11 protein-coding genes are annotated in these 12602 nt (G+C 61.6%); 6 read left to right on the top strand and 5 right to left on the bottom strand.

The features are described from left to right. Positions 1-151: 151 nt before the first annotated feature. Positions 152-1510, top strand: a complete 1359-nt coding sequence (locus BLU71_RS25360; protein WP_083354143.1) for an 8-oxoguanine deaminase — start codon at positions 152-154, stop codon at positions 1508-1510. Positions 1511-1634: 124 nt separating this feature from the next. On the opposite strand, the gene BLU71_RS25355 is transcribed toward BLU71_RS25360, so the two are convergent. Further along, positions 1635-2726, bottom strand: a complete 1092-nt coding sequence (locus BLU71_RS25355) for a calcium:proton antiporter (RefSeq protein ID WP_042609771.1) — start codon at positions 2724-2726, stop codon at positions 1635-1637. Between the two features lie 288 nt (positions 2727-3014). On the opposite strand from BLU71_RS25355, the gene BLU71_RS25350 reads away from it, so the two are divergent. From BLU71_RS25350 to BLU71_RS25340, 3 genes are all read left to right on the top strand, one after another. Then, a complete protein-coding gene (locus BLU71_RS25350) occupies positions 3015-4088 on the top strand; it encodes a BMP family ABC transporter substrate-binding protein (protein WP_042609770.1) in 1074 nt (357 codons plus the stop codon). A 142-nt stretch (positions 4089-4230) separates the two neighbouring features. Further along, a complete protein-coding gene (locus BLU71_RS25345; RefSeq protein WP_083354142.1) occupies positions 4231-5196 on the top strand; it encodes a 2-oxoglutarate and iron-dependent oxygenase domain-containing protein in 966 nt (321 codons plus the stop codon). 80 nt (positions 5197-5276) lie between these two features. Continuing rightward, the gene (locus BLU71_RS25340) at positions 5277-6230 is read left to right on the top strand and encodes an adenosine deaminase (protein WP_024011466.1); all 954 of its coding nucleotides are present in this window, start codon (positions 5277-5279) and stop codon (positions 6228-6230) included. A gap of 119 nt (positions 6231-6349) precedes the next feature. Here the strand turns inward: BLU71_RS25340 and BLU71_RS25335 are convergent, their stop codons facing one another. The 3 genes from BLU71_RS25335 to BLU71_RS25325 all read right to left on the bottom strand — a co-directional run bounded on the left by BLU71_RS25335 (position 6350) and on the right by BLU71_RS25325 (position 9841). Beyond that, on the bottom strand, positions 6350-7732 hold the full coding sequence (locus tag BLU71_RS25335; RefSeq protein ID WP_083354371.1) for an MFS transporter: 1383 nt from the start codon (positions 7730-7732) through the stop codon (positions 6350-6352). Between the two features lie 127 nt (positions 7733-7859). Next, positions 7860-8594: an ArsR/SmtB family transcription factor gene (locus BLU71_RS25330; protein WP_042609768.1), complete on the bottom strand. Its 735-nt coding sequence runs from the start codon at positions 8592-8594 to the stop codon at positions 7860-7862. A 317-nt stretch (positions 8595-8911) separates the two neighbouring features. Continuing rightward, positions 8912-9841 carry a LysR family transcriptional regulator gene (locus tag BLU71_RS25325; RefSeq protein WP_083354141.1) on the bottom strand — a complete coding sequence of 310 codons (930 nt, stop codon included), beginning with the start codon at positions 9839-9841 and terminating at the stop codon, positions 8912-8914. A 137-nt stretch (positions 9842-9978) separates the two neighbouring features. Here BLU71_RS25325 and BLU71_RS25320 point away from each other — a divergent pair, with 137 nt between their 5' ends. Continuing rightward, complete coding sequence (locus BLU71_RS25320; RefSeq protein ID WP_083354140.1) at positions 9979-10992, top strand: zinc-binding alcohol dehydrogenase family protein; 1014 nt, start codon at positions 9979-9981, stop codon at positions 10990-10992. 152 nt (positions 10993-11144) lie between these two features. Beyond that, positions 11145-11318 (top strand): hypothetical protein, encoded by a 174-nt coding sequence (locus tag BLU71_RS27530; protein WP_173867373.1) that lies wholly within the window; start codon positions 11145-11147, stop codon positions 11316-11318. Positions 11319-11330: 12 nt separating this feature from the next. Here the strand turns inward: BLU71_RS27530 and BLU71_RS25315 are convergent, their stop codons facing one another. Then, positions 11331-12551, bottom strand: coding sequence for a multidrug effflux MFS transporter (locus BLU71_RS25315; RefSeq protein ID WP_083354139.1), 1221 nt, complete (start codon positions 12549-12551; stop codon positions 11331-11333). Positions 12552-12602: the final 51 nt, after the last annotated feature.

Raw genomic sequence — 12602 nt, 5'->3', positions numbered from 1 at the left:
TTTTGGCGTGGTGTCCGGTCGGGTTGGGCTTGCCCGGCGCTGCGATTTGTTTGAAACTGCGCGCCTCGTCCTTCGCGGCGACCCTGGATCAGCAGACAGGGCAACACTGAGCTGGCAACCCTGAACCCAACTTTCAGAGGAGCCGGCCACAATGCCTGCGACCCGTACCTGGTTAAAAAATCCCCTCGCCATTTTCACCTCCAACGAACTCGACGCCCGTGGCGGCCTTGTCGTGCAAGACGGTGTCATCGTCGAAGTGCTCACTGCCGGCCAGCAGCCGTCGGCGCCGTGCAATGCGGTGTTCGATGCCCGCGAGCATGTGATCCTGCCGGGCCTGATCAACACTCACCATCATTTCTATCAAACCCTGACCCGCGCCTGGGCGCCGGTGGTCAATCAGCCGTTGTTTCCGTGGCTGAAAACCCTGTACCCGGTATGGGCGCGTCTGACGCCGGAAAAACTCGCCCTCGCAACCAAAGTGGCGCTGGCCGAATTGCTGCTCTCAGGCTGCACCACTGCTGCCGACCATCACTATCTGTTCCCGGACGGTCTGGAAAACGCCATCGACGTGCAGGTCGAAACGGTGCGCGAACTGGGCATGCGCGCCATGCTCACGCGCGGTTCGATGAGTCTCGGCGAGAAGGACGGCGGCCTGCCTCCGCAACAAACGGTGCAGGAAGGTCAGGTGATTCTCGACGACAGTCAGCGGCTGATTCACGAGTACCACGAGCGTGGCGACGGCGCGCAGATCCAGATCGCCCTGGCGCCGTGTTCGCCATTTTCGGTGACCCCGGAAATCATGTCGGCCAGCGCTGATCTGGCGAACAAGCTCGACGTGCGTCTGCACACCCACCTGGCAGAAACCCTCGATGAAGAAGACTTCTGCCTGCAGCGCTTCGGCCTGCGCACCGTTGATTATCTGGACAGCGTCGGCTGGCTCGGCCCGCGTACCTGGCTGGCCCACGGCATCCATTTCAACCCCGACGAAATCGCCCGCCTCGGCCAGGCCGGCACCGGTATCTGCCATTGCCCAAGCTCGAACATGCGCCTGGCTTCCGGCATTTGCCCGAGCATCGAGCTGACCGACGCCGGCGCGCTGTTTGGTCTCGGTGTGGACGGTTCGGCTTCCAACGATGCCTCGAACATGATCCTCGAAGCGCGTCAGGCTCTGTACATCCAGCGCCTGCGTTACGGCGCCGAAAAAATCACCCCGGAGCGCGTGCTGGGCTGGGCGACCAAAGGTTCGGCGAGCCTGCTCGGCCGTAGCGACATCGGCGAAATCGCCGTGGGCAAACAGGCGGATCTGGCGTTGTTCAAGCTCGATGAACTGCGCTTCTCCGGTAGCCATGATCCGATTTCAGCGTTGCTGCTGTGCGGCGCCGATCGGGCCGATCGAGTGATGATCGGGGGCAAGTGGCGTGTGGTCGATGGCCAGGTTGAAGGGCTGGACCTGAAAGGTCTGATTGCCGATCACAGCCAGGCGGCTCGCCAGTTGATCGCCGGGACCTGACTCACCGTCGTTCAAAACTGTGGGAGCGAGCCTGCTCGCGAAGAGGGAGTGTCAGACAACATGTTTGTTGGATGACACACCGCTTTCGCGAGCAGGCTCGCTCCCACATGGGTATCTGCCAGCCCTAAAGACCTAGTAGCGACAGCATGATAAAGGTCGCAAACAGCACAAAGTGCGTCATGCCCTCGATGGCATTGGTCTCGCCGTCATTGAGGTTGATCGCACTGACGATCAGGGTGATGAAGATCATCACTGTCTGCACCGGGGTCATCGCCATTTGAAACGGCTGGCCGGTGTACAGCGCCATTGCTTCCATCACCGGCACGGTGAGGATTACTGTCGACAGTGACGCACCCATCGCGATGTTGACCACCGACTGCATACGGTTCGCCAGTGCGGCACGCAATGCGGTCAGAATCTCCGGCGCTGCCGAAATCGCCGCCACCAGAATCGCCGTGATCACCGGCGGCGCGCCCGTGCCTTCCAGACCCAGATCAAGCGTCTTCGACATGACCTCGGCCAGCGCGCCGATGATCACCACTCCCGACACCAGAATGCCGATCGACAACGCCAGGCTGACCGGTTTCGGCTCCTGCTCGACCGGCTCCTTGCGGCGGCGTTTGTCCGGGTAGCTGTAGCTGAAAAAGTAACTGTGCGGGCCGACCTGCATGCGCAGGAACAACGCATAGAGCACCACCATCGCGCCGATGGTGAACGCCGAATAAATCTTCCAGTTGGCCTGGGGAATGAACTCCGGCACCACCATCGACACGCCCATCGCAGTGAGGATCATCACACTGTAACTGCGCGCCGAATCGTCGTTGTAGGACTGCTCGCCGTGTTTGATCCCGCCCATCAATGCGGCAAGGCCAAGGATGCCGTTGATGTCGAGCATCACCGCCGAATAAATCGTGTCGCGCACCAGCGTCGCCGAGGCTTCGTTGCTCATCATGATCGCCAGGATCACCACTTCGACCAGCACCGCCGAGAGCGTGAGGATCATCGTGCCGTAAGGATCGCCAACCTTTTCCGCGAGCAGTTCGGCGTGATGAGCGACGCGCATCGAAGCGGCGACGATGAAGGCGATCAGCAGCAGACCGCCGACCAGCGCGACGATCTGGCCGCTGTGCAGCAGCCAGTGTTCCAGTGGATAAGCGACGCACGCGGCAAGGACTGCCAGCAGCAGGAAGCTTTCTTGTTTGAGGATCGAGAGCATGACGGGCCTTTTGCCGAAAAGAGCTGATGAGCTACTGACTGCCAGGCGGCGCTAACGTTTCGTTACATCTTCGCGCACCAACCCATGGCGGTGCTTCGTCAGGTGCACCTTTATTGGCCTTGAGGGCCCTATCGCGAGCAGGCTCACTCCTACAGTTGAAATGCATTCCCCTGTAGGAGTGAGCCTGCTCGCGATAGGGCCCTCACGCGGTTCTCGAAAGTTTGTTGTCCTGTTGGTCAGCAATTTGCATTGGCCCTGAGCACACACAACAAAACGGGGTTCGGGTTCATGCCAATACGTCCGCTGCACAAACTGCTGTACGCCGCCATCGGTCTGGGAATCAGCCTGAGCGCCAGCGCTGCCGATCCGCTGAAGGTCGGTTTCGTCTACATCGGCCCGATCGGTGACCACGGCTGGACGTATCAGCACGAACAGGGGCGCAAGGCGCTGGCGGAGAAATTCGGCACGCAGATCACCACCAACTACGTGGAAAACGTCGCCGAAGGCGCCGACGCCGAGCGGGTGATCCGCAACATGGCCAAGGACAAATACGATCTGATCTTCACCACGTCATTTGGCTACATGAACCCGACGGTGAAAGTCGCCAAGCAGTTTCCCAAGGTGACGTTCGAACACGCCACCGGCTACAAGCAGGACAAGAATCTCGGCACCTATCTCGCGCGCACTTACGAGGGCCGTTACGTCAGCGGATTCCTCGCGGCGAAGATGACCAAGACCAGGAAGATCGGCTACGTCGCCTCGTTCCCGATTCCGGAAGTGATCCGCGACATCAACGCCATTCAGCTGGCGTTGAACAAGTACAACCCTGGCACCGAAATCAAAGTGGTCTGGGTCAACTCGTGGTTCGATCCGGGCAAGGAAGCCGATGCCGCCAACGCGCTGATCGACCAGGGCGTCGACGTGGTGTTCCAGCACACCGACAGCCCGGCGCCGATCCAGGCTGCCGAGCGACGCGGCGTGTATGCCGTGGGTTACGCCTCGGACATGGCCCACTTCGGACCGAAAGCGGTGCTGACCTCAATCGTCAACGACTGGGCGCCGCACTACATTCAGGCCACGCAAGGTGTGATCGATCACACCTGGAAATCCCAGGATTACTGGGGCGGGTTGAAGGAAGGCACGGTGGAACTGCCGATCAGCGACCTGGTGCCGGCGCCGGTGAAAGCCGAGGCCGAGCAGTTGATTGCCGACATCAAGAGCGGCGCATTGCAGCCGTTTACCGGGCCGATCAAGGATCAGGCCGGCGCCGAAAAAATCCCCGCAGGCGTGAGTGCCACCAACGCGGAACTGGCGTCGATGAATTACTACGTTGAAGGCATGAAGGCCGAGATGCCGAAGTAATCCCAGCCCCACCACCATCCCCTGTAGGAGTGAGCCTGCTCGCGATAGCGGTGTTTCATTCAGCAAAAGTGTTGCCTGGTACACCGCTATCGCGAGCAGGCTCACTCCTACATTTGATCTTCTGTGTCCTCAAGGATTGTGTATGGATCAGCTCCCCATCATCGACATCAGCCCGCTCTACAGCACCGACGAAAACGCTTGGCCCGCCGTGGCCGAGCAGATCGACCACGCCTGTCGCGAGTGGGGCTTTTTCTATATCAAGGGCCATCCGATTTCCCCACGGCGCATCGACGCCCTGCTCGATCACGCCCAGCGTTTCTTCGCACTGCCCGCCGCGGAAAAACTCCAGATCGATATCACCCAGACCCGCCACCATCGCGGGTACGGTGCGATTGCCACCGAGCAACTGGACCCGGACAAACCCAGCGATCTCAAAGAAACCTTCGACATGGGCCTGCACCTGCCGGCCGAGCATCCCGAGGTGCTCGCGGAAAAACCCTTGCGCGGCCCCAATCGCCATCCGACGCAACCCGGCTGGGAATCGCTGATGGAGCAGCATTACCTCGACATGCAGGCGCTGGCGCAAACCCTGTTGCGGGCGATGACCATTGCGCTGGGCATCGAGCGCGATTTCTTCGATATGCGTTTTGTCGAGCCGGTCAGCGTGTTGCGCATGATCCATTATCCGCCGCGCCACACCGCCAGTTCCGCCGAGCAGCAAGGTGCCGGCGCCCACACCGATTACGGCTGCATCACTTTGCTCTACCAGGACAGCGCCGGCGGCTTGCAGGTGAAGAACGTCAACGGTAAATGGATCGACGCGCCACCGATTGACGGCACGTTCGTGGTCAACCTCGGCGACATGATGGCGCGCTGGAGCAACGACCGTTATCGCTCGACGCCGCACCGGGTGATCAGCCCGCTGGGCGTGGATCGCTATTCGATGCCGTTCTTCGCCGAACCGCACCCGGACACGCGCATTGAATGCCTGCCCGGTTGTCAGGACGCGCAGCATCCAGCGAAATATCCGACGACCACCTGTGCTGAATTCCTGCTCTCGCGCTTCGCCGATACCTACGCCTATCGCCGCGAGCAAGAGGCTGTCTGATCGATCACCTGGTCAGGTTTTGCCAATTGTTGCGGCCAGCCTCTGTAGAATGCCGGCATTGCACCTGATGAGAAAAGACTATGTACGACTGGCTCAACGCCCTGCCCAAAGCCGAACTGCACCTGCATCTGGAAGGTTCGCTGGAGCCTGAACTGCTGTTCGCCCTGGCCGAGCGCAACAAGATCGCCCTGCCGTGGAGCGACGTAGAAACCCTGCGCAAGGCTTACGCCTTCAACAATCTGCAGGAATTTCTCGACCTGTATTACCAAGGCGCCGATGTGCTGCGCACCTCGCAGGATTTCTACGACCTGACCTGGGCCTACCTGCTGCGCTGCAAGGCGCAGAACGTGATTCATACCGAACCGTTCTTCGATCCGCAGACCCACACCGATCGGGGCATCCCGTTTGAGGTGGTGCTCAATGGCATCGCCGCTGCCCTCAAGGATGGCGAGACGCAACTGGGCATCAGCAGCGGTTTGATCCTCAGCTTCCTGCGCCATCTCAGCGAAGACGAAGCACAGAAAACCCTCGATCAGGCGCTGCCGTTCCGTGATGCGTTTGTCGCGGTCGGTCTCGACAGTTCCGAGATGGGCCACCCGCCGAGCAAATTCAAGCGCGTCTTTGATCGCGCCCGCGACGAAGGCTTCCTCACCGTTGCCCACGCCGGCGAAGAAGGCCCGCCGGAGTACATCTGGGAAGCCATCGATCTGCTGAAAATCCAGCGCATCGACCATGGCGTACGCGCCATCGAAGACGAGCGCCTGATGCAGCGGATCATTGACGAGCAGATCCCGCTGACGGTGTGCCCGCTGTCGAACACCAAGCTCTGTGTATTCGATCACATGTCGCAGCACAACATCCTCGACATGCTCGAGCGCGGCGTGAAGGTCACGGTGAACTCCGACGATCCGGCGTATTTCGGCGGTTACGTGACCGAGAATTTCCACGCGTTGCACGAACATCTGGGCATGACCCAGGATCAGGCCAAGCGCCTGGCGCAGAACAGCCTGGATGCGCGGTTGGTAAAACCATAAGTCTCAGCGCAAGACCAATGTAGGAGTGAGCCTGCTCGCGATAGCCGAGTGTCAGTTGGAAAATCCATATCTGACACTCCGCTATCGCGAGCAGGCTCACTCCTACAATTTGACTGTTTTCAGCCAGTAATTTCTGCTTCGGTCAGCTCCTCAAGGGTCTTGCCCCGCGTCTCCATCCCGAACAGCCACACCACCCCCGCCGCTATCGCAAAGCACGCCGCGCCCAGCGCGAACACTCCGCCCTGCCCGGTAATCGGGAATACCAGTCCGGTCACCAGTGGCCCGAGCAACGAACCGACGCGGCCGATCGCCGAGGCGAATCCCGAGCCGGTCGCCCGTGCCGACGTCGGGTACAGCTCCGGCGTGTAGGTATAGAGCACCGCCCACATGCCGAACAGAAAGAACTGCATCAACAGCCCGGTGCCGATCAGCAACGCCACGTTGCCGCCGAACACCGCGCTCTGCCCATACAGAAACGCCATCACCCCGCCGCCAAGCAAGGTGACGATGCACACCGGTTTGCGCCCCCAACGCTCAACCAGCCACGCCGCCATGAGGAACCCGGGAATCCCGCCCAGCGAGATCAGCACCGTGTAGTACACCGACTGCGTCACGGCGAAACCCGACTGCTGCAACAATGCGCTGAGCCATGAAGTCAGCCCGTAGAAACCCAGCAATGCAAAGAACCACAGGCTCCAGATCATCGTCGTGCGCTGGCGATATTGCGGCGACCAGATCTGCTTGAGTGCCGAGAAGAAATTGCCCGGTGGCGTCACCGTGCGCGGCAGACGAACCGGTTGCGGCAACGCTGCACCGCCCATGGAAGCGCGCACCCGCGCTTCCATGCCGTCCAGCACCTTGTCCGCGTCGGCGTCGCGGCCGGCCTGTTCCAGCCAGCGCGGTGACTCGGGAATGAAAAAGCGGATCGCCAGAACGAACACCGCCGGCACTGCCAGCACCAGAAAGATATCGCGCCAGCCAATCAGCGGCAGCAGGAAGTACGAGAGCACGCCAGCCGCGACAAACCCCAGCGGCCAGAAGCCGTCCATCAGGGCGATGTAGCGCCCGCGCCGCTGCGCCGGAATCAGCTCAGACAGCATTGATTGCGCGATGGGAAACTCCATGCCCATGCCGATTCCCAGCAGGATGCGGAACAGCGTCAGCGTCTCCACCGTCTGCGCTGTTGAACACAGGTAACTGGCCACGCCCCACAGCACGATGCTCCACTGAAACACCGGTTTGCGGCCGAAGCGGTCGGCGAGCATCCCCGACAACGACGCCCCCAGCACCATGCCGAAAAAGCTCGAACTGGCCAGCAGCCCCGCCTGTGCACTGCTCAGGCCGAACTCGGCTTTGATCGAGCCGAGCAGGAAGGTCATCATCGCCAGATCCATGGAATCGAAGAAAAATGCCAAGGCGATGATGATGAAAATGACGCGGTGATAACCACTGACCGGCAGCCGTTCCAGGCGCTCAGCCGCGCTAAAGCGTTGTGTATTCATGTTGCGCTCCCCCATCCGGAAAATCCCCGGATCGAGTGTGCGTGATGGTCATTCGGAGGCCGTACTGGATACGACCTGTTCACAGCCGTAGACGACGTTGCGCATCAGCTCATTGCAGGGCAATGCTCTAGAACGCTGTTTCCAGCTCGGTTTCCTTGGCAAAGCGATGGATTTCGCGCTGGCCGGTGGCGGTCAACTGCAAGGCGCGGGAATCGTTGGGCAAGGTCAGCCAGCCAGACTGCATGAACAACTGCAACAGCGCCGCGCCGAGTGAGCCACCCATGTGCGGACGGCGCTCGCTCCAGTCCGGGCAGGCACAGGCCACCTGCACGTTGCGGTGCGCCAGGGCCTGAATGAACACGCCGCGCTGGGCCAGTCGGGTCGAGCCCTTGTGCGTCACTACCACCCGCTGCTCAAGCTGTTCGATCCAGCCGGCATCGAGCAGGCGCTGATACAGGTCGGCTGCCAGGGTGCCGCCCAGATGATCGTCGCAGAACCGCGCGCGCAACAGCGAAGACGGCGCCGCCTGCGGCCTGACCATGGTCGAGGTGCGTTTCAGCGCAGCGGGGATTTGCCGTGGCGCGCTGGCAATGGTGGCGCTGGCCAATGCCTCGATCGCCGCCCCGACTTCCGGAGCCGCCAGGCGAAAGAAGCGTTTGCGCCCACGCATTTCGACGTTCAACAGACCACCCGCGGACAGTCGCCCCAGATGCGCACTGGCCGACGACGGCGAGAGCCCGGCCAGCAGCGCCAGCTCTTCGGCTTGCCGCGCCGAGCCATCCATCAACGCCCACATCATCGCGCTGCGCTTGGGGTCGGCCAGCAATGTCGCGATCTGGCTGATGCACGGTGCATGTTCCATATGTTCACTCCCTGTTGAATCGTATCGTCTACCGCTCGGAGACATCTTGGCCGCTAACGGATGATCGGCCAACACGCGAAAATCGCCCTGGATCGGGGGCAAGGGATGCCACCGACACCAGCTGCTCCGGCACACAACCTGGCAGCAGAAGTTGCAACCGTCACCAAAAGCCGGCAACGCGTTACGGGGTCTGCGCGCCGGGTGTCAGTGCAGGCATGAGGCGGGCGCTAGTATAAGCGGGTTACGCCAGACGTCCTGCGCCCGGGCCTGCGCAGGTGGCGATTGTTCCTGACAGAAATTTCTCTATTTGCCTGCGACTAATGATCAACTTTGTGGAAAGCGGGAAATTGACTACTCAATTCGGCGCATCGACTGGCGAGCATCTCCCTCAGCAGGTTCACCGGCTTACTCAATTGTGCGCGATGGGCGCACAACAGATTCAGCGGTGCGCGCTCACACAGCAGTTCCGGCATCAGTACCTTGAGGCGCCCGGCGAGCACATCGGTACCCACGTCGAGCCAGGATTTATAGGCAATCCCGGCACCGGCCAGCGCCCATAACCGCACCACGTCGGCATCATCGCTGAAGCGATCGCCGCTGACGGTCAGGCTGACTTCGCGCCTGCCATCGTGAAAACTCCAGTGGTCGTGAACGCGGCTGCCGAGCATGTACAACAGGCAGTTGTGCTGGGCCAGTTGCTCGAGCTGGCGCGGCTCGCCGTGTCGGGCCACATAGTCGGGCGATGCGCACAACACCCGGCGATTGTGTGGCGCGATGGGCAAGGCAATCAGGCTGGAATCTTCCGGCTCGCCATAGCGCAAGGCGATGTCCACCGGTTGCCGGAACAGATCGGCGATGCGGTCACCCAGCAGCAGGCGCACCGTCAGTTTCGGGTGTTCCCGCTGAAACGCGTCGAGCCACGGCAGCAGCAGATTGCGACCGAAGTCCGAGGGCGCCGAAAGCTGCAGGATCCCGCTGACCTGATCCTGCCCGCTGGCCAGCAGGCGGCGGCCTTCGTCGAGATTGCTCAGGGCGGCGCGGGCGTATTCGAGGAAGCCTTCACCTTCGGCGGTCAGACGCAGGCTGCGGGTCGAACGCGCCAGCAGGCGTGCGCCCAGTTGCTGCTCGATGCGCTTCAACGCCGCACTGGCCACCGCCGCCGACATGTCCATCCCCCGCGCCGCCGCCGACAGGCTGCCCAGATCCGCCGCGCGGACAAACAACTGCAAGTCATCAAAACGCAGCATGCACAGCCTCGATTATCAAAAAAATATTGAAAGAGCCTGCTCTTTTAGCCGCTTTTATCGCGCAGAGAAATAGCCAATGATGGCCTCCATCGAATTCATCCCGATTTTCTTCTTCTATCACCTGTACGGAGCCATCCATGAAAGCCATCGCCTATTACGCGTCCCTGCCGATCAGCGACACCAAGTCCCTGCAGGACATTGAACTGCCAGAGCCGGTCGCCGGCCCGCGCGACCTGTTGGTGGAGGTCAAAGCCATCTCGGTCAACCCGGTCGACACCAAAGTGCGGCAGAACGCGGCGCCGGAAAACGGCGCGGCGAAAGTGCTGGGCTGGGACGTTGCCGGTGTGGTCAAGGCGGTCGGCAGCGACGTCACCCTGTTCAAGGCCGGTGACAAGGTGTTCTACGCAGGTTCGATTGCCCGGGCCGGTGGCAACAGCGAACTGCACGTGGTCGATGAGCGCATCGTCGGCCACATGCCCAAATCCTTGGGTTTTGCCGAAGCCGCCGCGCTGCCGCTGACCGCGATCACTGCTTGGGAAATGCTCTTCGAGCGCCTGCAGATCAGCGAAGGCAACACCGATCAAGGCCAGAGCCTGCTGATCGTCGGTGCGGCGGGGGGCGTTGGCTCGATCCTTACCCAACTGGCCAGGCAGTTGACCGGCCTGAAAGTCATCGGCACCGCTTCCCGTCCACAAACCCGTGAGTGGGTCAGTGAACTCGGCGCCGATCTGGTTATCGATCACAGTCAGCCCCTGAGCGAAGAGTTGAAACGCGCCGGCATCGACAGCGTGACCCATGTCGCCAGCCTGACCCAGACCGATCAGCATCTCGCGCAACTGGTCGAAGCCCTCGCGCCGCAAGGCAAACTGGCGCTGATCGACGATCCGAAGTCGCTCGACATCAGCCTGCTCAAGCGCAAGAGCCTGTCGCTGCACTGGGAGTTCATGTACACCCGATCGCTGTTCGAAACGCCAGACATGATCGAACAGCACAAGCTGCTCAACCGCGTCGCCGAGCTGATTGACGCCGGGACCTTGAAAACCACCCTGGGCGAGCACTTCGGCGTGATCAACGCGGCCAACCTGCGGCGCGCCCATGAGCTGCTGGAAAGCGGCAAGGCCAAGGGGAAAATTGTTTTAGAAGGTTTCTAAACAATAAAAGCCCCGCAGTCGCTCGTGATGCCAGAGCGGTTGCGGGGCTTTTTGCCGTCAGTCAGTTGCCTGACCCTTGTCACAATTGCGCGGATATAGGGGTCTACAATCGAAGCCTCTGCGATACATCTTTTACGCAAGGGAGGTCAGCAATGAAGATCCTGATAAAAGAAGTGGCGAAGTCTCAGTGGCAGGTATGTCTGGACCAGCATGTCGTGACCTTTCGCAGTGAAGCCGAAGCTTTGGCCTTCACGCGCACCCTCGAAGCGCGGCTCTGCGCGCCCCACCGGATCCCCGAACCCAGCCAGCAGCGCGCCGCTGGCTGAGTTTTCAAGCCTCTAGGCTTGGGCTTGGGCTTGGGCTTGGGCTTGGGCTTGCGCCAGCGCCCGGGCATTCTGCAGACGCCGGGTGAGCAGCGCGACGCTCACCACCAGCAAACCGCACAGGCTGATGACCATGGCCATCGGCACGGCGCTGCCATCGTGCAACACACCCACCAATGCAGCTGCCCCGGCGGCGATGCTGAATTGCAGGCAACCGAGCATCGCCGAAGCGCTGCCAGCACGGGCGCCCTGACCGTTCATCGCGCAGGCCGAAGCGTTGGGAATGATGCAACCGAGGCTGGCGATGCAGATGAACAGCGGAATCAGCAGCGGCCACAGGGCATCAGGACGCATTGCGCTGACCGCCAGCAAGGTCAGTCCGGCGAGGAAGTACACCCACACGGCGCGCACCAGCAAAAACGCCGGGCCACGTTTGGCCAGCAGCCGCGCATTGACCTGCGCCACCAGAATGAAGCCTGCCGCGTTGGTGCCGAACAGCCAGCCGAAATGCTCGGCCGGTACGCCGTAGAGCTTGATGAACACAAATGGTGAGCCGGCGATGTAGGCGAACATCCCGGCGATGGCGATGCCACCGGTCAGGGCATGGCCGAGGTAGACCGAATCCTTGACCAGTCGCGCGTACTGGCGCAATGCGCCGGACAGCGGCTGGCGCGGCACGTGGGCCGGCATGCTTTCCGGCAGCCCCAACGCCACCGCCAGGCCCGCCGCCGCACTGAACCCGGTGAGCACCAGAAAGATCGACTGCCAACCCGTAGTGTTGACCAGCAGACCGCCGAGCATCGGCGCCAGAATCGGCGCCAGGCCCATCACCAGCATCAGTTGGGAAAAGACCTTCGCCGAGCCCACTGCGTCGCACTTGTCGGCAACCACCGCACGGGAAATCACCATGCCTGCGCAACCGCCCAATGCCTGGACGAAACGCGCGCCGATCAGCCATTCCAGACTCGGCGCGTAGGCGCAGGCCAATGACGCCAGGGTGAACAGGGCGACGCCGCTGAGCAGTGGAAGCCGCCGGCCGAAACGATCGGAAATCGGCCCGTACGCCAGTTGACCGAGGGACAGGCCGAGGAAGTACGCCGCCAGCGTCAGCTGAACATGCTGCTCATCGGTGCCGAACGCCAGGGCCATCGCCGGAAACGCGGGTAAATAGAAGTCGATCGCCAAAGGACCGAAGGCGCTCAAGGCGCCGAGTATCAAAATGGTACGGAAATTCATCAGGCATCCAGGTGGGCAAGTCGCAGCCCGACAGTCTAGCCGCGCCCGGAC

Origin of the sequence: Pseudomonas moraviensis (assembly GCF_900105805.1) — a bacterium.
GTDB lineage: Bacteria > Pseudomonadota > Gammaproteobacteria > Pseudomonadales > Pseudomonadaceae > Aquipseudomonas > Aquipseudomonas moraviensis_A.
The sequence above is the reverse complement of the archived record's forward strand: the minus strand, read 5'-3'. Positions and strand labels throughout refer to the sequence as shown.